This window comes from Chitinophaga sp. CB10, assembly GCA_001870995.2.
Classification (GTDB): Bacteria; Bacteroidota; Bacteroidia; order Chitinophagales; family Chitinophagaceae; genus Chitinophaga.
The window spans coordinates 39510-62697 of record MLAV02000024.1 but is presented as its reverse complement, the minus strand read 5'-3'; the positions used below and the strand labels follow the sequence as shown (position 1 = coordinate 62697).

Sequence of the window (23188 nt, the reverse complement as noted above, 5' to 3'; positions counted from 1 at the left end):
AAAGAAATGCGTATATTGCTGTAGATAATACGACCCCGCGTTACGCCATTATAAGATACTTCACTTTTGTTATTCACAACCCTGCTGACTGATCATCGCCTGGTCAACGTGCGTTTGCATTTTCTCGATTTTATTCACTGTTTTAATCACATCCAATTTTTTTGGACTCGTCTTCAACATATACCGAGCAGGAACTGGTGAACGGCTTACGCAACCGTAACCAGAAGATCTTCAGCTATCTCTACGACCAGTACTCCTCCACCTTATACGGCGTAGTGGTAAAGGTGCTGAACGACCACGCCTCCGCCGGGGACGTATTGCAGGACGTATTCCTTAAAATCTGGAAAAACATCGACCAGTACGATGAAGAGCGGGGCCGCCTCTTCACCTGGATGCTCAACATCTGCCGGAACACCGCCATCGATGTACTCCGCTCCAAAGCGCATAAGCTGGACCAGAAAATCCAGAATATCACGGACGATGTACATATTGGCAACGAACCGCTGATAGTACACATGCAGGTAGATCACCTCGGCTTCTCCAAAATGCTCGAACGCCTCAGCAAAGACCAGCGGAACCTCATTGATTTAGCATACTATAAAGGCTGCACACAGGAAGAGATCGCCCGGGTGCTGGACATACCCCTCGGCACGGTGAAAACGCGCATGCGGACAGCCCTCAACCACCTGAAACAAATAGTAAAGAACATCGACAAGTAATCAAAAATGTATCGTTAGTGGACGCACAAAAAGTCATATCGTCCGGCATTATTGAACTGTATGTTACAGGCATGGCCACCGAACAGGAAGTCCGGGAGCTGGAAGCCGCTATGTTACAGTCCCCGGAAGTATTGGCTGCTGTTGAAGAATACCGGAGATCCCTCGAATACTATGTCGCGGCACAGGACCTGCCCCCTGATCATGCCATCAAAGACAGCTTACTTAACCAAATCAATAACCTCGAAGCTTCCGGCTCGGCGCAAACATGTATGTCGTCCACCTTGCCGGGGCATCCCAAAGCGACACTAATGGAAGAAACACTCATCCCCGAAAAACGCCTATCCTGGAAAGTCGTTGCCGCAGCAGCATTTATCCTGCTCATCGGCAGTATCATCATGAACTTTTTCTACTATAAAAAGTGGAAAGACTTCCGTGAGTATAAAGACAAATACCAGGCGCTCCTGCTGTCACAGAACTCGATCATGTCCACCAACGACAAGTACAAGGCCCGGCTGGAAGAGCTGGAACAAACCCTGAACGTCATGGAAGATCCAGCAGTACTCAAAGTGAACATGCCAGGTACCAAACTCAAACCGGATGCGGTAGCTACCGTATTCTGGAACACACAGAACAAACAGGTGTACCTCAAGGTGAATAACCTGCCTGAACCTGCCGCCGGCAAACAATACCAACTCTGGGCCATCGTAGATGGTAAGCCGGTAGATATGGGTGTGTTTGAAATGGGTGATACCGCCAAACTGCTCCAGAAAATGAAGGTAACCGACAAAGTACAGATGTTCGCTGTCACCCTCGAAAACAAAGGAGGAGCCGCACAGCCAACGCTTGAACAAATGTATGTTGCCGGTAAAATACCGGGTTGATAAGGACAGGCGGCACTGACGTCTCCCCAGTACCAAAAAAACAAAAAGCTGGTAAGAGCGCCCTTCAGGCGCTTTTGCCAGCTTTCTCTTTGTTACTTGCTGCATTTCATTAAATTGCAGCATGTCCGGAATTCTGAAACATATAGCCGTCACCGTTATAGCATCCGCCTGCATGCTTACCCTCAAAGCCCAGGATACTGCCCACTACCGGGGCATGACCATCAACCTGGATGAGGTCACCGTGGCCGCGCAAAAAATTGGCTTCGACGTAAACAGCTTTATCAAACGGGTGGAAGATGATACCACCTTCTACCGCGCCTTCAAAAACCTCCGCCTCGTTGGCTTCAACGGCGATAACGATATCCGCATATACGATAAGAAAGGACAGGTGCAGGCCTCCCTGAAAAGTACGACCACGCAGGAAATGAAAGGGCGCTGCCGCACGATGAAAGTGGAGGAGGAAAAAGTTACGGGCGACTTCTACGATAAAAAAGGCCGGTACAATTACTACACCGCGGAACTCTACGCCAACCTGTTTTTTACCACCGGCACCGTTTGTGTGGACGAAAACGGGAACACGCCGGAGCGCTCCAACGGCTCCCTAGCCAAACATAAAGCCCAGCTCAAACAACTGATATTCAACCCCGGGAAACCCGTTCGGGGCGTGCCGGTGGTGGGCAACAAGGTCGCCATTTTCAACAGCGACGTAATGCGTTATTACGACTTCTCCATCAAATCCGAAAACTATGTAAACGGCATCCCCTGCTACGTTTTCACGGCAAAGGCCAAACCGGGGCTGAGCCGGATCGACCGGGCAGAAATTGTCATCGATGAGCTGATCACCTGGTTCAATAAGGAGAACTTTGAAATAGTAGGAAGGAAGTATGCACTGTCCTACAAAACCATGCTGTTCGACTTCAATGTGCAGATGAATGTACAAATGACGAAGGTGAACGACCTGCTGATCCCCGCGCTGGTAACCTACGCCGGCTCTTGGGATGTTGCCTTCAAAAAGAGGGAAACTGCCGCTTTTATCGCGAAATTCCACCATTTCCGCAGCGGAAACTAATATACCACGCTCACGGCGCCGGTCATATGCACCGGCGTCATCGTGTTACCGTCGATATAATCCACGATGTACACATAGGTGGCCATCTGCACCGGCTCGCCCTGGAAAGTCCCCCGCCAGCCTACCTGCGGGTCGGTCGTATAGAAGATCCTTTCCCCCCAGCGGTTATAAATACTCATCTGGAACTGGTTGACCGGGCATTTGTACACCGGCCTGAAATAATCGTTGCGCCCATCTCCGTTAGGGGTAAAGGCGTTGGGGAAATACATGGTGCAGCTACACTCCTTGTAGTTCACTACCACGCTGTCCACCGTCCGGCCGCATTCGTTATAACCGGTAATGCTGTATAATCCTGCTTTGGTGACTGTATAAAAAGGCACGCTGGTGCTGTCCTGCCATTTGTAATTGGCGCCGGCGCCGCGGGGGTAAAGGGTATAAGCCTCTCCCCGGCACAACACCGTATCCATTCCCAGGTTCGCCCGGAGTGTATCCGTAAACGTTACGGAAATAGTATCCCAGGATTCGCAGCGGCCAATTTTCGCATGTACGTAATAGTTACCGGGTTTGGTAACGTAGTAGGTCGCCTGGTCGGAATTATCCTGCCAGGTGTACACGCCATTGCCAAAATCAGCGGTCAGTACCAGGAAGTTTCCTTTGCAGATGGTTGTATCGTTACCGAGGTTAATCTTGCGTAAGCGGTTGTAATCCAGCAGTATGGTATCCACTACGCTGCAGGTATGGTTGATTTCCACGAGCGCCCATACCGGCCCTTCTCCCTGTACCGTTACGGACGGGGTAGTGGCGCCGTTGCTCCATAACCAGCGGGTAGCCTGGGGTACATTCGGCGCGAGGGTTACGGACTCGCCCGGGCACAGCAAAGTATCCGCCCCTAACGAGAACGGATATTCCGGCCCTGTGAAAGTCACGGTTTTCTGGAAAAACATGGGCGGGCAGCCTTCCGGGCTCACCGTTACGGAATAGGTGCCGCTGGTACGCACGTCCAGCGTGGGTTCTGTGCTGCCGTTGTTCCAGAGGTAGGTGCAGTTTTGCGCAGTAGCGTCCAGCTGGATATTTTCGTTGGTACACAACACGAGGTCGGGCCCCAGGTCAATTTCAGGAATGGGGGTGAAGAAGACGTTCACCGAATCCGGCACCAGGCAGCCGTCGATCTTCAGTTTATAGGTAGCGCTGGTATCCGCCAGGATGGAGGATTGCGTGGAGCTATCCTGCCAGAGGTAGTTTGCCCCGGGTATTACCGGCCCCTGTATCACCATGCTGCCGCCTTCGCAAAGCGTAACATCCTGCGGGCCAAAGTCATAGATCACCGGCGTAACGATGGTGATCGGTTGCTGGGTAGTGGTGGGTACGCCCGCCCGGTAAGCTACAAGGGTCACGTTATAGGTACCGGTGGCGCGGTAGATATGCCAGGCCCTTCTGTTGGCGGAGGAATCCAGGTTGCCGCTGCCGGGATCGCCAAAGTACCATTTCATGGAATCCACACCGGTAGTGTTTTTCATCACGAAGTACACGCTGTCGTTCACACAGGTGGAAGAAGCAGTGAATTCCTGCGCATAGCCAATACCGGGAAGTAAAATGAACAGTAATACCACCAGTTGGGGCAGTAGCTTGAAATAGTTTGGACGATCAGCAACGTATAGGTTCCTCATGTTTGGGACATGGATAAATATCTGTCGCCTAAATTATGAAAAAAAATTATGTGATTACAGTAAATAATATTAAGAAAATAGCATTTAAGGGAGGGATAGCTTAAAAGCGTCGCCCCGCGGGGTATCGGGGCGACAGATTATTTTATTGTGTTTAGTCTTCCCATTTTTGGCCGGGTTCCTCTTTTTCTTCCAGCGGCCGTGCGGCGGTATAGCGTTTCCATTTTTCCAGCACGGTGGTAAAGTCCTCCGGAAGCTGACTTTCAAAGTACATCTGTTTGCGGGTGCGGGGGTGGATAAAGCCCAGTTGCTGTGCGTGGAGCGCATGACGGGGCATGATCTCGAAGCAGTTTTCCACAAATTGTTTGTATTTGGCGAAGATGGTACCTTTTACGATGCGGTTGCCGCCGTAGGTATCATCGTTGAAGAGGGAGTGCCCGATGTGCTGCATATGTACCCTGATCTGGTGGGTGCGGCCGGTTTCCAGGCGGCATTCTACCAGGGTTACGTAGTTGAAGCGTTGCAATACGCGGTAATGGGTGATGGCTTCCTTACCATGTTCCCCATCCGGGTAGGCGTCCATGATCTTGCGGAAGCGCTGATGGCGGCCTACGTGGGCGATGATGGTGCCTTCGTCCTCTTTCAGGTCGCCCCAGACGAGGGCAATATAGCGGCGGTGAACGGTGTGGTCAAAAAACTGTTTGGCCAGGTCGTTCATTGCCTTGTCGGACTTCGCTACCACGAGCAGTCCGGATGTATTTTTATCGATGCGGTGTACCAGCCCGAAGCGGGGCAGCGCGGGCTCCGTGGCCTGGGTTTTATCGCCCAGGTACCAGGAGAGGCCATTGACGAGGGTGCCGGTGTAATTCCCGCAACCAGGGTGTACCACCATGCCGGCAGGTTTATCGATCACCATTACATCATCGTCTTCGTACACGATATTCAACGGCATTTCCTCCGGTACCACTTCCGTGCTTTCCGGGCTTTTGTTGGAATACACGACGATGTGGTCCAGCGGGCGGATCTTATAGTTCGATTTTACCGGCTTATCGTTTACCAGTACCATTTCCCCGTCCAGGGCTTGTTGTATTTTATTGCGGGTGGCGCCTTCAATACGGGCGGTGAGGAATTTGTCAATACGGACAGGCTCCTGGCCTTTGTCCACTACCATATTGATTTTTTCGTATAATTCCTCGCTGCCATCACCGTTTTCCAGCTCATCTTCCAGTTCCAGCAATTCTTCAGCCATTGATTCAAATTTTTGCAAAGGTACGTATCTTTGCGGGCTAAAAGCCAGGGGCTAAAGGCAAAAGCTATGAGTAAGCAACAGATTGTAGTTAAGGATCTTGGGAAGATAGACTATCAGCAGGCATGGGACTACCAGGAGCAGCTGCTGAAAGCGAACGTGGAGATTAAGTCAAAGGCCGGCGCTGTAAGCCCCAAGCCTACTACCAATTACCTGCTGTTCTGCGAGCATCCGCCTGTTTACACCCTGGGAAAAAGCGGCCACCTCGAAAACCTGTTGCTCACCGAAGCGCAGCTCCAGGAACAGGGGATCGGCTTTGTAAATACCAATCGCGGCGGGGATATCACCTTCCACGGCCCCGGGCAGATTGTAGGTTACCCCATCCTTGACCTCGAAAATTTCTTCACGGACATTGGCAAGTATTTACGGTTGTTGGAAGAAGTCATCATCCACACCATCGGCGATTATGGCGTAACCGGCGATCGTTCCCCCGGTGAAACCGGCGTTTGGCTGGACCCTGCCGTAAAGGCCAGCGCGCGCAAGATCTGCGCGATGGGCGTGCGTTGCAGCCGCTGGGTAACTATGCACGGCTTTGCGCTGAACGTCAACACCCCGTTGTCTTACTTTGGCAATATTATCCCTTGCGGCATACAAGACAAGCAGGTAGCAAGTTTAAACCGGGAGCTGGGCCGCGATGTAGATGTGGAAGAGGTGAAAGCGCGGCTGGTAAAGCATTTCGCGGATGTGTTCGAAGCGGAGATGGTTTCCTGAGCCCACTCACGGAAACGACTATACGTTAATCAAAGTATTTATTGCATAGTATAACCCTGCTGATACCGCTGGTATCGGTAGGGGAAGGCATGTCCGATGGGTGTTGGAGATTGGCAGCGCCCTGGCGGGAACGTGGGATTAAACGGGAAAATATCAAATTGATAAGATTGTAATCAACTTAAAACCAATTATTTAAATATTATTTTTTAACCAGTTATTAACAAACTGTTTTAAATGTTTTTTGTTACTTCGGGTAGAAAAAGATAATATTGTTATGTGTAATGTTACACCCCCCATTTCTTCATTTTTAGCTGCGCGAATCCCCATTCATACGCCAACGGGATTGATTTAACGGCTGTTTGTCAACAGCCGGAACACATGAAACCGAATCAATGGTAAGATCAATGCATTCACTGCATGGATTTATTGTATAATCATTTAAATCACATTTTATGGAAAACGCTCCTGGCAAAAAACATCCGGAGCCACTGGCTCCGCCACGCCCGCGATCTGAAATGAACCCAATCGAAGTGATGATCTCTGATCAGCGCAGAATTTTTCACGCTATTGCAAATGGAATTCCCTTGTCAATGCTTACTGACATTAAGTTTGCTGATGTGAGCCATGTTAAATTTGATCCTTATGAAGGCCCCGAAGACTTACTACGTAAGTACGACCTCTAATACGCATTGTTTTTGTACGAATGCGTTGGTATTGTACACGGTGGTTTTCAGTGAATTTGAATTAACGGATTACCATCAGAATAAGGTGCCGGCCTGGTTGTTGAATATATCCAGGGAGCCGCCTGCTATCAGGGGAGAAGGGAGTAATCATAGGGATTCCCTTGTTGGGCCAACGATTCAGGCTATCATTATCAGGTTTCTGAAAGAAAGGTCAACGGATGCCCTGTGTTACATCTGTGATGCGGCAGGCGGGTTGGCATCCGGCAGGCATCGGCTATTTCAGAGATGGTTCAGGCAGGGGCAGACAAAAATGGTGAAATATGATTCTAAACCATATCATCAGCAGCAGGACATCTACGCCTCCATTGTTATGCATACCAGCCATCCGAACCGGCTATATGTGATGGATGCATTTTACAAAACACTTGATTATCATTATCCGGAGGAGGTGCTTTATCCTATACCGGATGAAGATTGGCAGCTTGGTAGATTTTCAACCGCCCCTGTCACCCCAACCCTCATTTCCAAATAAAAAAGCCGGCCATTACGCCGGCTTTTCTCCATATCCTTTACATCTTATAATTCAACGGTATAAAAAAGTTCCATTTCTCCTTCAGCTTCCCATCCTCAAACAACTCAAAATTAAACCAGCCCGCATGCAAAAAAATAGCCTTTTCCAATACCAGGAAAGGCGCTTTCACCTTTTCAATATCGAAGATAAACGCGCCGTTTGATTCATAAAACTTAATACTGTAGTGCTTCTTCGGCGCTTCCGGCAGGCGGATGTTCACATTCCCGTCCGCAGTGGTGTAAATATAATTGGACGGGTGCCATACCACTCTTTCCGGCTCTTTGTTTTCCTGTTCCTTGCCGCGCATGCCTTTTGCCGCGTCCTTGATATCAGCGTATTGCAGCTTCATATCCGCCCGGAAAGAGCTGTCCGTCTGGGCCAGTATGGTTTTACTATAAAAGAAGCGGCCGTTGTTGAACACTACCAGCAAGCGGTAGTAGTTAGTGCCCGGCAGCGGCTTGCTGTCCTGGAAGGTACCGCGGGTATCTTTGTTGGCATATCCGATGGTGCTGAAGTTGATGACGCTGTCCAGCGAGCGCTGTACGCCAATTTCCTTTACATCCCGAAATCCTGAAATCCAGTCCAGGGATATTTTCCCGGTTTTGATGATGGCAGAGAACTCAGGTAATACCGGCGGCATAATTTCTTCCTGGCTCTGCGCGCTCACACGGATGGTGGTCAATAAAACTATTCCAATAGCAATTGAAAATTGCACGATCTGCTTCATACTTGATACCCTATCTCTTAAAGTTGGCAAAAATACACTACCCGTCAAATATAAAGAACACTTTTTAAAATGCGAGCGTGCCCGGCGGAAGCGAGCTATTGCCCTGAAGTCCGCCAGTATGGATCAACAGCACGTTACTGCCCTCGGGGAAGTAATTCCTTTTTAACAAAGTATTAAATGCCATGATAAGCTTGCCGGTATAAATAATATCCGTGGGGATGCGGGTTTCCTCGTAGAATTCGTTCATGGCGGCCAGTTGCGCGGGCGCGAACTTCCCATAGCCGCCGCCGTGGTGGTCCGTCAGCAGCTCCCAGCGCGCGGTGTGGCCGGGCTGAAGGAGAGCGGCTATGTCATCTTTAAGGCCGGCGGCGCCTTTGAGCACGCTGATGCCCAGCACCTGCTGATGGGGCAGCGCGCTGTTGATAAGTCCGGCCAGGGTGGTTCCTGTGCCTACGGCACATAATATATGGGTATAGGGAAAAGTTGGCTGCGCGTGGAGAATCTCCCCGGCGCCGCTGGCCCCTTCGCTGTTGTGCCCGCCTTCGGGTACAATCCAGGCGTTTTTCCACCCTTCCTCCATACGTGCGCCGGAAGCGTGCTGCAAGGATTTGTAATCTTCCCGGGTGACGAAGCGCAGCTCCATGCCGTTGGCAGCGGCTGCGCGGAGGGTGGCGTTGCTGTCCGCCTGTATTTCCTGGCCGCGGATGATGCCGATGGCGCGCAGGCCGGCGTCCCGGCAGGCGGCGGCCGTTGCGGCGATGTGGTTGGAGTAGGCGCCGCCGAAGGTGACGATGGTGTCTTTGCCGGCGGCCCTGGCGGCTGCCAGGTTGTATTTTAATTTGAACCACTTGTTGCCCGAAATCTCCGGATCCAGCAGGTCCAGGCGCAGCATGGCAGCGCTGATGCCCGCCGGCATGGCGGCGGTGCGGATGGCGTCCAGTGTGATGTTGCTGTAATCGGGCATGGGTGCGAAGGTACGATATGTAAAAGTTTCAGTGCAATACCCCTAAAAAGCAGCGGCGCAACGGGTATCCCGCTGCGCCGCCGTATCGTTCCTCATAAAATTTATTCCCCTGTCAGGAAGCCGCCTTTGCCTCTGTACAGCTTCACCGGCTTATCCAGTTTTACTTTCAGTACGGTTACATACTTATCCTGTACGTGCGCCGGTACGTCGATGTACACCAGCCCCGGTACAGGGCTCCAGGAAATTTTACCCACTACTTTATGTGTCAGCCGGGTGCCGTTCCCCACTACGGAGATGTCCTGGATGTTGTTGTCCAGTCCTTTGATCACTACCTGGCCGCTGGTTTTACCCGGCAGGAAGAGGTAGAGGGTGGTGGAATCCTTTGAGAGGGTGGTAGGGCCGTAGAAGTGCCCCAGTGGCAGGCCGCCGATGGTGTTGAACACCGCTTCGCCGTTCTTCTTATTCCATGCGCCCAGCTCTTTGAGCACGTGTACCTGTTCGGCCGGGATGGTGCCATCCGCTTTCGGACCGATGTCCAGCAGGAGGTTACCGCCATTGCTCACCGCATCCACGAAGATGGTGATGATTTCAAAAGGCGTTTTCCAGTTGGTATCCTGCGGCTGCCAGCCCCAGTTGTTGTTGATGGTCATGCAGAGTTCCCACCAGTGGTAGGCGGGGCGGGTCACGGGGAAGTTCTGTTCCGGCGTGTCATAGTCCCCGTAGCCCTGCAGGCGGCCATTGATAATGGTTTTCGGGTTGTGGGTGGTAAGCATGTTGCGCATTTTCGCGGCTTCCCACTCTTCGGCGGAATGTTCCCAGTCGCCATCAAACCACCACAGATCGGGGTTGAATTTATTCATGACCTCGGCCATTTGCCCTTCGTAGAACTGCAGGAATTTCTGCCATCTGGCCGGGTCTTTCTTTGCGTCATAGCGGCTGCTGTCCTTCAAAAATCCCGGGTAATCCGGGTAGGACCAGTCGATCAGCGAAAAATAGGCACCACATTTGATGCTATCGCGGCGCAATTCGGCGTAAAGGGGAGTGAGTACGTCTCTTTTTGCCGGTGTACTGTTTACCACATCCAGTTTGCTTAATTTACTATCCCAGAGCGCAACGCCGTCATGGTGTTTGGTGGTCATGACCGCGTACCTGGCGCCGGATTCCCTGATCAGGTCCGCCCATTCGCGGGGATTATATTTTTCAGCAGTAAATCCTTTTAGCTGAGCCATATAATCAGGATAGGAGATTTTCTTATTGTGGAACGACCAGGATTCGTCAACGCCTTTAACGGAATAAATACCCCAGTGGATAAAGATGCCCAGTTTGGCATCGGCAAACCACTGCATTTTTTCTTTAATGTCGGCCGGATTCGTTTTCTGTTGTGCGTTTGCGCTGAGGCAAAGCTGCATGGCACAGGCGCCGAGCAAGATCAGTCTCTTCATTGTCCCTTATTAAATTAGTCTTTGAAATATGTGTTAAACACAAAAAGAACTGTGAAAATAGGAAGTATTGATTAAATTTAGCGCCGATTATTTCAGGTAAATAATTGAAAATTATAAATCTAAAACAAACAAATGCAACCGACTTTATTGATTTTGGCGGCCGGTATGGCCAGTCGTTATGGCAGTTTGAAGCAAATCCAGCAATTTGGCCCCAGCGGTGAAACTATCATTGATTACTCTATTTATGATGCAATACGCGCAGGATTTGGTAAAATAGTATTTATCATCCGCGAGAGCTTTGCAGCAGAATTCAAGGAGATATTCGAGCCTAAGCTGAAAGGGCGTGTGGCTACTGATTACGTGTACCAGGATATGGATTCTTTTGTGGGTAAATATGAAGTACCTGCGGACAGGACCAAACCATGGGGTACCGCACATGCAATTTTATGTGCAAAGAATGCGATCAACGAACCATTTGCGGTAATCAACGCGGATGACTTCTATGGCGCAGATGCATTTGTGAAAATGGCCAACTTCCTGAAAGGGGAAGCAAAAGCCGATATATACAGCGTAGTGGGTTATGAACTGGGCAAAACGATCAGTGAGCACGGTTCCGTATCCCGCGGCGTGTGCGCGGTAGATGGCGCCGGCTTCCTGTCGGCCATCAACGAGCGTACGAAAATCTATTCCGAAAATGGCGCTATTGTTTACGAAGAAGCCGATGGCAGCAAACATCCGCTTTCTCCTGAAACGCCGGTGTCCATGAATTTCTGGGGCTTTGATCCCAGCGTATTCGATTTGAGCCAGGACCTGTTCTATGAGTTCCTGGAAAACAATCGGAGCAATCCAAAAGCAGAGTTTTTCATTCCGATCGTTGCCGACGAGTTTATCAAACGCGGTAAAGGTAAGGTGAAAGTGCTGCCTACCAGCTCTCAATGGTTTGGCGTAACCTACAAAGAGGATGCGCCAGGCGTACAGGCTAGCCTGAATGAGCTGGTTGCCAAAGGAGCATATCCCAACAATTTATGGAAATAATGCCCAACAAGCTAATCCTTCAGGCTTTCGGACTTGAGCCTGAAGGATTAAATGTCCGACGATTTGGATCAGGACACATCAACAACACTTTTCTGCTCGAAAAGAAAGAGGATGGCAGCAGGTACGTTCTACAGAAAATCAATGTGAACGTATTCAGGGAACCAGGAATTATCGCCGCAAACCAAAGAATGGCAGCTGATTATCTGGCAATTCATCATCCGGGGTATCTGTTCATCACGCCTATCCCCACCGTAACCGGCGATGAGCTGTATGTGATGAACAACGAATACTGGCGAATGATCCCCTTTATTGCTGATTCCGTGACGGTGGATCAGGCAGATAACCCGAAGCAGGCTTATGAGGCAGCCAAACAATTTGGACGCCTGGCCAATTACCTTACGGGCATCGACCTTAAACCGTTTAAAGCTTCAATTCCGAACTTCCACAATCTGACGCTGCGTTACGCCGCTTTCCAGGAAGCCATACGCAACGCCGCTGAAGAAAGGAAGGCAGCAGCAGAAGAGATGATTGAAGAGTTCCTCCGCTACTCCGACATCGCAGTGACTTACGAGCAGCTGAAAACAAATCCGGAATTCAGGGACCACCTGATGCACCACGACACCAAGATCAACAACGTATTACTCAACAAGGATACATTCGAAGGTATATGTGTGTGCGACCTGGATACCCTGATGCCCGGTAAAATTATCTCCGACCTGGGGGACATGATCCGAACTTATGTTTGCCCGGTTTCAGAAGAGGAGAGGGATTTCAGCCAGATCGTTATCCGCGAAGAGTATTTCGAAGCGCTTATGCAGGGATACCTCGAAGAGATAGGCGGCGCCTTAACAAAGGTGGAAAAAGAACAACTGTTCTTCGCAGGAAAGTTCATGATCTACATGCAGGGTATCAGATTCCTCACAGATTATCTCAACGGGGACGTCTACTACCCAATCAAGTATCCGACAAACAATTTTGACCGTGCAAAGAACCAGCTGATCCTATTGCAGCGGTTAATCGAAAAACAGGATGTGTTGCAGGCCATCATCGACAAATGCCTGCACGTCAGTGAACAGGTTTAGAAAAGTGAACAAAAGAAATGAAGCTATTTTAAAGCCGTTTCCGCAATGGAAACGGCTTTCCTGTTTCCAGGAAGGCAGGCCGGCGGGAATTTCAGTGATTCCACCCCTCCGGCAGGCCCCTTTCCCCCAATTTCCCGTCCCTTTTACACAAAAATCTTACTGCTATATGTCTACCGATTTTGTGATTTGTTTAGAATATGCCTAACAAATCGACTTCTTTTTTGAATATTTTCAAAAACCTTTATAGCAATTAATTTTTGACGAAATATTTGGCCCTTTGTTGTTTTTTATTTTAACCACCCATACTTTTGTATTGATAGAAAAAAATATCACCAGCCTCCATGTGGGTATATAAAGACAATATCAAACTTAATCACATCGTTGCACAGTTGAACTGGGCTATCACGAAGGTCGTGATTATTGTCGTTGTCATTATTAGCCACCAGTATGGAGGATAGGTCCACGTGCATATAACACACTTAAATACGCCTTCCTCCGCAAAGAGGAAGGCTTTTTTTTTGGGATCATATTTGACGACGCTAATAATTTCAATTTTATGTATAGCTATTACAACGACAACACCATTCTTTACATCGACGGTGAATACCGTAAAGCAGCCGAATCTACTACAGACCTGTACGGCCAGTCGCTCCACTATGGATATGCAGTATTTGAAGGTATCCGCGCCTACAAAACTGCCAGCGGCGAAGTGAAGATCTTCAAGGCCAAAGAACACTACGACCGTCTCCGTCGCTCCTGCGAATTAATCCACATCCCATTCAAATGGACCAATGAAGAACTCATTGAAGCTACTTACAAGGTGTTGGAACTGAACAACATGGAAGAAGCTTACATCCGTCCGCTGGTTTTCTGTCCGCCAAACATGACCCTCAAAGCCGCATCAGAAGCACATATCCTGATCTGCGCATGGGAATGGGGCGCGTACCTCGGCGAAAAACTGCTCAAGATCATGACCTCCTCCTACGAGCGTCCTAATCCTAAAGCATTCAAAATCGAGTCTAAATCAGCCGGCCTGTATGTAAACTCGATCCTCGCCTCACAGGAAGCAAAGGAAAAAGGCTACGACGAAGGACTGCTCCTGGATCAGCAGGGATTTGTAGCAGAAGGCCCCGGCGCCAACGTTTTCTTTGAAAAAGACGGCAAAGTGTACACTCCTCCTCCAGGCTCCATCCTCCCAGGCATCACCCGCGCCACCGTTATTGAGCTGTGCCACGAACTCAACATTCCCATCGAAGAAAAACTCTTTACCATCGACGAACTGAAAAAAGCTGACGCAGCATGGTTCTGCGGTACCGCTGCAGAAGTAGTTGGTCTGGAATCCCTCGATGGTCAGCCTTTCGGCAAACCATGGGCCCAATCCCTCGGTAAAGTGCTGCAACAGGCTTATAAAGCAAGGGTGCTGGAAAAAGAATTCGAACGCGCTGAACAATTAGCATAAATCTCTCTACAGAAGGCATTGAGTATGAACACACCGGAGTTTTAACGGCCGCCATACTGTTAACTGCGCTTCAGTCAATGTAATTAGCTTTATGATTCGTACTGAATGCCTTCTGTTTTTTTTGAAGACCGTAAAACCGAAAAGTGAAAATCCCTGTCCAGAAAGGGTTTGCGGGCAAGAAGGCCAAATTTGAAGACCGGTATTAGATGAATTCTTAGTTTGACTATCACACATTCACCTTCTAATTTTAAACCAACTTTTAAAATAGGATTACTATAAACCGTTGGTAATCACCACTAACAAAACAACAGCAATGGAATTGAACAAGTACAGCAAAACGATCACGCAGGATCCTACGCAACCAGCTGCACAAGCGCAGCTGCACGCTATCGGGCTGACAGACGAAGATCTGAAAAAAGCTCAGGTAGGCGTGGTGAGCATGGGCTATGATGGCAATCCCTGTAATATGCACCTCAACGACCTCGCTAAAGTAGTCAAAGCCGCCGTCTGGGAAAACGGACTGGTCGGACTCAACTTCCACACCATTGGCGTGAGCGATGGTATTAGCAACGGTACCGCAGGTATGCGTTACTCCCTCGTTAGCCGCGATCTGATTGCTGACTCTATTGAAACCGTTGTTGGCGCACAATATTATGATGCGGTAATCACCGTTCCCGGCTGCGATAAAAACATGCCCGGTTCCCTCATGGCCATGGGCCGCCTCAACCGCCCCGGCATCATGATCTACGGCGGTACTACCGCTCCCGGTAAATGGAAAGGCCAGGACCTCAACATCATCTCCGCCTTCGAAGCGCTGGGCCAGAAAATGGCCGGAACCATCGCCGAAGAAGACTTTAAAGGCATCATCCACAACGCCTGCCCGGGCGCCGGCGCCTGCGGAGGTATGTACACCGCCAATACCATGTCTTCCGCTGCTGAAGCACTCGGTATGAGCCTGCCTTACAGCTCATCCAACCCCGCGTTGAGCCAGGAGAAAAAGGACGAATGCCAGGCCGCTGGTAAATACATCCGCCTGCTCCTCGAAAAAGATATTAAACCACGCGATATCATGACCAAGGAAGCATTCGAAAATGCTATCACCGTCGTAATCGCACTGGGTGGAAGTACCAACGCCGTACTGCACCTCATCGCCGTTGCCAAATCCGTAGGCGTGCAATTAACGCTGGAAGATTTCCAACGCATCAGCGATGCCACCCCGCTGATCGGAGACCTCAAGCCAAGCGGTAAATACCTCATGGAAGACCTCCACAACATCGGCGGCGTGCCCCTGGTGATGAAATACCTGCTGAAAGCCGGTCGCCTCCATGGCCACTGCATCACCGTAACAGGTAAAACCATCGCCGAAAACCTGGAATCAATCCCCGATATTGATTTCAGCTCCCAGGATATCATTGTTCCGCTGGAAAAACCACTCAAAGAGTCCGGTCATATCCAGATATTATACGGCAACCTCGCCACACAGGGCTCCGTTGCCAAAATCACCGGTAAGGAAGGCGAACGTTTCAAAGGTCCTGCCCGCGTATTCGACGGGGAGTTTGAACTGATCGCCGGCATCCAGTCCGGCCGTGTTAAATCCGGCGACGTGGTGGTGATCCGCCAGGTAGGCCCCAAAGGCGCGCCAGGCATGCCTGAAATGCTGAAACCTACCTCCGCTATCATGGGCGTAGGCCTCGGCAAAAGCGTTGCCCTCATCACCGACGGCCGCTTCTCCGGAGGTACCCACGGTTTCGTGGTAGGCCACATTACCCCGGAAGCTTTTGAAGGAGGTACGATCGCCCTCGTTCAGGACGACGATATAATCGAAATAGATGCAGTGAACAACACCATCAATGTAGAAGTGAGCGATGAAGAACTAACCGCACGCCGCGCTAAGTGGGTACAGCCTGCATTGAAAGCATCCAATGGAATCTTATTTAAGTACGCAAAACTTGTAAAAAATGCAACAGAAGGATGTGTTACCGATGAAGGCTGAGACAGAAGCCGATAAGCGGTCAGCCGTTAAACCTGTAATCACCGGATCAGAAGCGGTTATCCGTTCGCTGATAGCGGAAGGGGTAGATACCATCTTCGGTTATCCCGGTGGTGCAATCATGCCAATCTATGACGCCCTGTACGACTTCCAGGATCAGGTGCATCATATCCTGGTGAGGCACGAACAAGGTGCGACACACGCCGCACAGGGATATTCCCGCGCTTCCGGCAAGGTAGGTGTGGCGTTTGCTACATCCGGCCCCGGCGCTACCAACCTGGTAACAGGGCTGGCAGATGCTTATATGGACAGTACGCCGCTGGTCTGCATCACCGGTCAGGTGGCAGCCTCCTTACTGGGTACTGACGCTTTTCAGGAAACAGACGTGATCGGCATCACCATGCCTATCACTAAATGGAATATACAGGTTACCCGGCAGGAAGATATTCCAGCCGCCATCGCCAAAGCCTTCTATATCGCCCGCAGCGGCCGCCCCGGCCCGGTGCTGGTGGATATTACCAAGAACGCCCAGGTAGGTACCTTCGAATTTGAATACAACAAATGCGAATTTATCCGCAGCTACCAGCCGGTACCTGAACTGGATAAGGAAGCAGTAACCGCTGCCGCCGCACTGATCAACAGCGCCAAAAAACCTTACATCTTCTGCGGCCACGGCGTATTGCTCGCCGGCGCGGAAAATGAACTGATCGCACTGGCCGAAAAAGCGCAGATACCTGTCGCCTCCACGCTGCTGGGCCTCTCCGCCGTTCCGGTGGATCACCCCCTCTACGGCGGATTGTTAGGAATGCATGGTAACTACGCGCCGAATATGCTCACCTGCGAATGCGATGTGGTAATCGCCGTAGGGATGCGCTTCGACGACCGTGTAACCGGCGACGTGAGTACTTTTATCAGCCAGGCAAAAGTAATCCACATCGAAATCGATGCGGCCGAAATCAATAAAATCATCCACGCGGACGTAGCCATCCATGCAGATGCCAAAGAGGCGCTCACCGCCCTCAACCAGCTGATAATGCCGGCTAAGCACGACGCATGGCTGGAAGAATTCCGCTTCGGTCATAAAAAAGAATACGATAAGGTACAGCACCGTGAACTCTATCCTGAATCAGGAGAGATCAAAATGGCGGAAACCGTTCGCCTGCTGTCCGAAAAAACCAACGGCGAGGCTATCCTCGTAACGGACGTAGGACAGCACCAGATGATCGCTTCCCGCTACTACCGCTTCAAAAATCCGAATACCAATATCACCTCCGGCGGTATGGGTACCATGGGCTTCTCCATCCCTGCCGCTATGGGAGCCAAGATGGGAGCGCCGGACAAACAGGTAGTAGCCGTAGTAGGGGACGGATGTTTCCAGATGACCTTACAGGAACTCGGTACCATCTACCAGTCGCAGATCGGCGTCAAAATCGTCATCCTGAACAACAACTTCCTCGGGATGGTAAGACAGTGGCAGCAACTGTTCTTTGATAAGAGATACTCTTCCACCGAAATGGTGAATCCTGATTTCATACAGATTGCCAAAGGGTTCTTTATCCCCGGCAAAAAAGTTACCGCAAGGGAAGACCTGGCTGCCGCCATCGATGAGATGCTCGCGCACGACGGCGCTTACCTGCTGGAAGTAGTGGTGGAAAAAGAAGACAACGTATTCCCAATGGTGCCTGCGGGAACGCCGGTCTCCACTATTCGCCTCGAGTAGTACCACGCAGTAACACCCGTATTGTTTATCAGAAATTCACAACAACATTATGCAAAAGGAATATACAGTTACGGTATATACGGAAGATCGTATAGGGATCACCAACCGTATCACCATCATATTCACCCGCCGGGGGATCAATATCACCAGTCTTACCACTGCTGAAACGGAGATTCCGGGCGTCTACAAGTTCGTAATAACGGTAATGTCTACACGCGAAAAACTGGACAAGGTAGTTGGCCAGATCGAGCGGCTGATTGAGATTCACCGGGCCTTTGTACACGAAGAAGACGAGGTGGTGTACCAGGAACTGGCACTTTATAAAATATCTACCAAAGCCCTGCATACCGCAGGGGATGTAGAAAGGCTGATCCGCGAGAATAATGCGCGCATTCTCACCATCACTGCCGACTACTTCGTGATCGAAAAAACAGGCCACCAGCAGGAGCTGATTGATTTCATCAAAAAGCTCGAGCCGTATGGACTGATAGAATATACTAAGAGCGGGCGCGTAGCGATTGTCAAGTGGAGCCGTCGATTCCACGAACATCTCAAAGAACTGGATAAAACAGTAGCCAGCTATTAATCGGAAAAAATAATATTCATTCACAATTCACAACCGGCCTATCGCATTAGCTGAAGGCCAATGCAAAAAAAACACAACATGGCAACCATCAATTTTGGCGGCGTACTCGAAGAAGTAGTAACCAGAGAAGAATTCCCTATGGAAAAAGCTAGGGAAGTGCTGAAAAACGAAGTGATTGCAGTTATCGGTTACGGTGTGCAGGGCCCAGGCCAGGCACTGAACCTGAAAGATAACGGCTTCAACGTAATCGTTGGTCAACGTAAAAACTCTGCAACCTGGGATAAAGCTGTTGCTGACGGCTGGGTACCAGGCGAAACACTGTTTGACATTGAAGAAGCAGCTGCGAAAGGTACTATCATTCAGTTCCTCCTGTCTGATGCTGGTCAGATCACCCTGTGGCCTACGCTGAAAAAACACCTGACTCCGGGTAAAGCGCTGTACTTCTCTCACGGTTTTGGTATCACTTACAAAGAGCAGACCGGTATCATTCCTCCTGCTGATGTAGATGTGATCCTCGTAGCTCCTAAAGGTTCCGGTACTTCCCTGCGCCGCCTGTTCCTGGCTGGCCAGGGTCTGAACTCCAGCTACGCGATCTTCCAGGACGCTACCGGCCGCGCTAAAGAACGCGTTGTAGCACTGGGTATCGGCGTTGGTTCCGGCTACCTGTTCGAAACAGATTTCAAAAAAGAAGTTTACTCCGACCTCACCGGCGAACGCGGTTCCCTGATGGGTTGTATCCAGGGTATCTTCGCTGCCCAATACGAAACACTGCGTAAAAATGGTCACTCTCCATCTGAAGCTTTCAACGAAACCGTTGAAGAGCTGACGCAGTCCCTCATGCCACTGGTGGCTGAAAACGGTATGGACTGGATGTACGCTAACTGCTCTACTACTGCTCAGCGCGGTGCGCTCGACTGGTGGAAGAAGTTCAAAGAAGCTACCCAGCCTGTATTCGATGAACTGTACAAATCAGTTGCCGAAGGTAAAGAAGCTGCCCGTTCTATCGCTTCCAACAGTACTCCTGACTACCGCGAGAAACTGAACGAAGAACTGAAAGAACTGCGCGAAAGCGAAATGTGGCAGGCAGGCGCCGCTGTACGCAAGCTGCGCCCTAATGCGTAATATACTATAACAGGTTGCGGAACTTTCCGCAACCTGTTTTCAAATCTTTTCTATTTTATGTCCACCAATACTTCCCCGGGCGTCAGCCCGCTTAACATACTGGATGCGGCTGTCAAACTCAAGCCGGTTGTTAACCGCACTCCGCTCACTTATTCTGCAACCCTCTCCCGCCGTTATAACTGCGATGTGTACCTGAAAAGAGAGGATATGCAAATTGTACGTTCTTATAAATTGCGTGGGGCATATAACCTGATTAGCAGCCTTCCGGCCGAATTGCTGGCCAAAGGCGTTACCTGCGCCAGCGCCGGTAACCATGCACAGGGCTTTGCCTATGCATGTAAAGCAATGAACATTAAAGGCGTGGTATTCATGCCTATCATCACACCCAAACAAAAAGTTACACAGGTGCGTATGTTCGGTGGGGATAACATCGAAATACGCCTCGTAGGAGATACCTTCGATGACTGCTCCGCCGAAGCGCAGGCATTCACCAAAGCAGAAGGTATGACCTTTATCCCCCCATTCGATAACCCAAAAATTATTGAAGGCCAGGGAACGGTAGCCGTGGAAATACTGGAAGACCAGCAAAACATCGACTTCCTCTTTGTACCCGTAGGCGGCGGCGGCCTCGCTGCCGGCGTGGGAACCTATTTCCAGACCTACAGCCCGCAAACCCGCATCATCGGTGTAGAGCCGGAAGGCGCGCCCTCCATGCTCCGCGCACTGGAAAACGGCAGCCCCGTTACCCTCAACGAAATCGAAAGGTTTGTAGACGGCGCAGCGGTAAAACGCGTAGGCACACTCAACTATGACATCTGTAAGGAAGTGCTGGAAAAAATGCACCTCGTCAACGAAGGTAAAGTTTGCTCCACCATCCTCAAATTATACAACGAAGACGCCATCGTGGTAGAACCGGCCGGCGCTTTGTCCATCGCGGCGCTCGACGATTTTGCCGGCGAAATCCGCGGAAAGAAAGTCGTATGCGTCATCAGCGGCAGCAACAACGATATCGACCGCATGCAGGAAATCAAGGAAAGATCCCTCCTGTACGAAGGCCTGAAACACTACTTTATTGTACGTTTCGCCCAGCGCCCCGGCGCCCTGAAAGACTTCCTGAATCACGTGCTCGGCCCCAACGATGATATCACCCGCTTCGAATACATCCAGAAGCACAACAAGGAATCCGGTCCGGCCCTCATCGGCATTGAGCTCGGCAGGAAGGAAGACTACGATGTACTCATCGCCAACTTCCGCAAGTACAACCTGAACTTTACCGAACTGAATAAAGACGATAACCTCTTCGGTTACCTCGTATAAGAGATTTTTTTACTGCTGATTGATCAAAAGAGATGGCTGCTTTCGGGCAGCCATTTTTTTTTCAGCGCGACAAGAGCAGCTGCCGCATTTAGCCTCACCGGCTTTTCCCCCGGCGCCATCCCTCGGAAACAGGAAATTTTTTACTAGCTTAGAATATCATCTCTCAAAATCCTAATCATATGGACCTCAAGTTAAACGGAAAAGTAGCCATCGTTACCGGTGGCAGCAAAGGCATCGGGAAAGCCATCGCGGAAGCGCTGCTGAAGGAAGGAGCCAAAGTGGTGATCAGCGCCCGCAATGCGGACGAAGTGGAAGATACCGCCGCCACGCTGCGCCTCTCCGGTTACGATGTAACAGCTGTAGCGGCGGACATGAGCAAAAAAGCAGACCTGGAACAGCTGGTGGCCGCAGCCCTGCACCGCTACGGCCGTATCGATATCCTCGTCAACAATGCCGGCACCATCGATACATTCGCCCCCATAGCGGATATTACGCTGGACCAGTGGCGCTATATCTTCGAAGTGAATTTCTTTGGCGTGGTGGAACTCACCAACCTCGTAATCCCCGTGATGCTGAAGGAAAAAGGCGGACGCATCATCAACATCTCCTCGGAAAACGCCGTACAGCCGGATCCGATGATGGGGCATTACAACGCTACCAAAGCCGCCCTGAACAATTATTCCAAAACCTTGTCCATGGCTTACGGCAAGGATAACATCCTCGTAAACACCGTTTCCCCCGCCTTCATCCGCACGCCGCTGCTGGATAACATGCTGGATAAAATGGCCGAAGAAGCCGGCACTACCCGGGAAGAAGCTGCCCGTAAATTCCTGAAGGAAAACCGGCCGTACCAGTCGCTGGGCCGCGCCGGCGCCATGGAAGAATCGGCCGGTATCGTGGCTTTCCTGGCGTCCGGACAGGCGTCGTTTATCACCGGCGCCGTCTTCCGGGTGGACGGTGGTTCTGTAGGTACGGTATAAATTCAATCTCATGCTCAGCTACTGGGAAAAACAGTCCCTCCTCCAATACGATTACATCATCGTCGGCAGCGGCATCGTCGGCCTGTCCACCGCCATCAGTCTGAAAGAGGCAGACGAAAGTGCAAGGGTACTGGTGCTGGAAAGGGCCATACTGCCCACCGGCGCCAGTACTAAAAATGCAGGCTTTGCCTGCATCGGCAGCCTCACTGAAATATTGGCGGACCTGCAAACTATGCCGGAGCAGGAAGTACTACACCTCGTCAAACTCCGCTACGAAGGGCTGCAGCTGCTGCGCCAGCGCCTGGGGGATCACGCCATCGCCTACACGGAAAACGGCAGCTATGAACTCATTACCCCGCACGACGAATGGGCGCTCCGGCAAATGGATACCGTCAATAGCCTCCTGGGCAACTTCTTCCCGCAAAAAGCTTTTACCCTGGCCAACAATAAACTACATACCTTCGGATTCAATACCAACGTGGTAAAAGCCGTTGTCAGCAATACCTACGAGGGAGAACTGCATACCGGGAAAATGATGCGCAGCCTCATCGACCTTTGCCTGCGTGTAGGCGTGGAAGTAAAAACAGGCGCCGAAGTAGCCCGGGTAGAAGACCTGGGAACAGGTGTAAACGTGGTAGTGCCGCATGTACTGCTGAAAGAAGAACTGGTTTTCTCCGCACGCAAACTGATCATTTGCACCAACGCTTTCACCAAACAACTATTGCCCGCTACAGAAGATATAATGCCGGGTCGCGGACAGGTGCTGCTCACCAATCCTATTCCCAACCTCCGCTTCAAAGGGATTTTCCATTTTGAAGAAGGATACTATTATTTCCGGGAGCTGGAAGGGCGGGTACTCTTTGGTGGCGGCCGGCAGCTGGACTTCCAGGGTGAAAGCACCACGGATTTTGAATACAACAACCGTATTCAGCATCAGTTAGAAGAATTGCTGCGCACCGTTATCCTACCGGATACGCCTTTCACTATTGCTGACCGCTGGACGGGTATTATGGCATTTGGTAAAACCAAACAGCCAATCATTCAACACCATTCACCCAACGTAATTGTAGGCGTAAGAATGGGTGGAATGGGGGTAGCCATTGGGTCTAAGGTAGGGGAGATGCTGGCGGAGATGGCCGTGCGGTAGCCAAATGATCTTG

At 50.6% G+C, this 23188-nt stretch carries 21 protein-coding genes; 16 read left to right on the top strand and 5 right to left on the bottom strand.

Annotated features, from left to right (window positions below):
* Positions 1–161 precede the first annotated feature (161 nt).
* The 3 genes from BOC67_RS24100 to BOC67_RS24090 all read left to right on the top strand — a co-directional run bounded on the left by BOC67_RS24100 (position 162) and on the right by BOC67_RS24090 (position 2669).
* Complete coding sequence (locus tag BOC67_RS24100; RefSeq protein WP_291914594.1) at positions 162–719, top strand: sigma-70 family RNA polymerase sigma factor; 558 nt, start codon at positions 162–164, stop codon at positions 717–719.
* Between the two features lie 17 nt (positions 720–736).
* Complete coding sequence (locus tag BOC67_RS24095; RefSeq protein WP_291914592.1) at positions 737–1600, top strand: anti-sigma factor; 864 nt, start codon at positions 737–739, stop codon at positions 1598–1600.
* 121 nt (positions 1601–1721) lie between these two features.
* Entirely contained in the window at positions 1722–2669 is a 948-nt protein-coding gene (locus BOC67_RS24090) for a hypothetical protein (protein WP_291914589.1), read from the top strand.
* Here the strand turns inward: BOC67_RS24090 and BOC67_RS24085 are convergent.
* Together BOC67_RS24085 and BOC67_RS24080 are read right to left on the bottom strand one after the other, a co-directional pair.
* Positions 2666–4336, bottom strand: a complete 1671-nt coding sequence (locus BOC67_RS24085) for a gliding motility-associated C-terminal domain-containing protein (RefSeq protein WP_291914587.1) — start codon at positions 4334–4336, stop codon at positions 2666–2668. The two genes, BOC67_RS24090 and BOC67_RS24085, sit on opposite strands and share 4 nt — an antisense overlap.
* A 151-nt stretch (positions 4337–4487) precedes the next feature.
* Positions 4488–5582 carry an RluA family pseudouridine synthase gene (locus tag BOC67_RS24080; protein WP_291914585.1) on the bottom strand — a complete coding sequence of 365 codons (1095 nt, stop codon included), beginning with the start codon at positions 5580–5582 and terminating at the stop codon, positions 4488–4490.
* 66 nt (positions 5583–5648) lie between these two features.
* Here BOC67_RS24080 and lipB point away from each other — a divergent pair, with 66 nt between their 5' ends.
* The 3 genes from lipB (at position 5649) to BOC67_RS25410 (ending at position 7565) form a co-directional block, all read left to right on the top strand.
* Complete coding sequence (gene lipB / locus BOC67_RS24075; protein ID WP_291914583.1) at positions 5649–6350, top strand: lipoyl(octanoyl) transferase LipB; 702 nt, start codon at positions 5649–5651, stop codon at positions 6348–6350.
* Positions 6351–6802: 452 nt separating this feature from the next.
* Positions 6803–7033, top strand: coding sequence for a hypothetical protein (locus BOC67_RS24070; protein WP_291914581.1), 231 nt, complete (start codon positions 6803–6805; stop codon positions 7031–7033).
* On the top strand, positions 6975–7565 hold the full coding sequence (locus BOC67_RS25410) for a DUF6169 family protein (RefSeq protein ID WP_367115590.1): 591 nt from the start codon (positions 6975–6977) through the stop codon (positions 7563–7565). The genes BOC67_RS24070 and BOC67_RS25410 overlap by 59 nt, the downstream gene beginning before the upstream one ends.
* A 37-nt stretch (positions 7566–7602) precedes the next feature.
* On the opposite strand, the gene BOC67_RS24065 is transcribed toward BOC67_RS25410, so the two are convergent.
* From BOC67_RS24065 to BOC67_RS24055, 3 genes are all read right to left on the bottom strand, one after another.
* Positions 7603–8331 (bottom strand): hypothetical protein, encoded by a 729-nt coding sequence (locus BOC67_RS24065; RefSeq protein WP_291914580.1) that lies wholly within the window; start codon positions 8329–8331, stop codon positions 7603–7605.
* Positions 8332–8395: 64 nt separating this feature from the next.
* Positions 8396–9295 (bottom strand): 1-aminocyclopropane-1-carboxylate deaminase/D-cysteine desulfhydrase, encoded by a 900-nt coding sequence (locus tag BOC67_RS24060; protein ID WP_291914579.1) that lies wholly within the window; start codon positions 9293–9295, stop codon positions 8396–8398.
* 101 nt (positions 9296–9396) lie between these two features.
* A complete protein-coding gene (locus BOC67_RS24055; RefSeq protein ID WP_291914578.1) occupies positions 9397–10737 on the bottom strand; it encodes an alpha-L-fucosidase in 1341 nt (446 codons plus the stop codon).
* Between the two features lie 132 nt (positions 10738–10869).
* Here BOC67_RS24055 and BOC67_RS24050 point away from each other — a divergent pair, with 132 nt between their 5' ends.
* The 10 genes from BOC67_RS24050 (at position 10870) to BOC67_RS24005 (ending at position 23175) form a co-directional block, all read left to right on the top strand.
* Entirely contained in the window at positions 10870–11772 is a 903-nt protein-coding gene (locus tag BOC67_RS24050; RefSeq protein WP_291914577.1) for a sugar phosphate nucleotidyltransferase, read from the top strand.
* Entirely contained in the window at positions 11763–12854 is a 1092-nt protein-coding gene (locus tag BOC67_RS24045; protein WP_367115589.1) for a phosphotransferase enzyme family protein, read from the top strand. Before BOC67_RS24050 ends, BOC67_RS24045 begins: the two co-directional genes overlap by 10 nt.
* 556 nt (positions 12855–13410) lie before the next feature.
* Positions 13411–14313 (top strand): branched-chain amino acid transaminase, encoded by a 903-nt coding sequence (locus BOC67_RS24040; RefSeq protein WP_291914575.1) that lies wholly within the window; start codon positions 13411–13413, stop codon positions 14311–14313.
* Between the two features lie 313 nt (positions 14314–14626).
* Positions 14627–16306, top strand: coding sequence for a dihydroxy-acid dehydratase (gene ilvD / locus BOC67_RS24035; RefSeq protein ID WP_291914574.1), 1680 nt, complete (start codon positions 14627–14629; stop codon positions 16304–16306).
* The gene (ilvB, locus tag BOC67_RS24030) at positions 16272–18023 is read left to right on the top strand and encodes a biosynthetic-type acetolactate synthase large subunit (protein WP_367115588.1); all 1752 of its coding nucleotides are present in this window, start codon (positions 16272–16274) and stop codon (positions 18021–18023) included. Before ilvD ends, ilvB begins: the two co-directional genes overlap by 35 nt.
* 49 nt (positions 18024–18072) lie before the next feature.
* A complete protein-coding gene (gene ilvN, locus BOC67_RS24025) occupies positions 18073–18609 on the top strand; it encodes an acetolactate synthase small subunit (RefSeq protein WP_291914573.1) in 537 nt (178 codons plus the stop codon).
* A gap of 78 nt (positions 18610–18687) precedes the next feature.
* On the top strand, positions 18688–19731 hold the full coding sequence (ilvC, locus tag BOC67_RS24020; RefSeq protein ID WP_291914572.1) for a ketol-acid reductoisomerase: 1044 nt from the start codon (positions 18688–18690) through the stop codon (positions 19729–19731).
* Between the two features lie 57 nt (positions 19732–19788).
* The gene (gene ilvA, locus BOC67_RS24015; RefSeq protein ID WP_291914571.1) at positions 19789–21048 is read left to right on the top strand and encodes a threonine ammonia-lyase IlvA; all 1260 of its coding nucleotides are present in this window, start codon (positions 19789–19791) and stop codon (positions 21046–21048) included.
* 179 nt (positions 21049–21227) lie between these two features.
* On the top strand, positions 21228–22028 hold the full coding sequence (locus BOC67_RS24010; protein WP_291914570.1) for an SDR family NAD(P)-dependent oxidoreductase: 801 nt from the start codon (positions 21228–21230) through the stop codon (positions 22026–22028).
* Between the two features lie 10 nt (positions 22029–22038).
* The gene (locus BOC67_RS24005) at positions 22039–23175 is read left to right on the top strand and encodes an FAD-binding oxidoreductase (RefSeq protein ID WP_291914569.1); all 1137 of its coding nucleotides are present in this window, start codon (positions 22039–22041) and stop codon (positions 23173–23175) included.
* Positions 23176–23188: the final 13 nt, after the last annotated feature.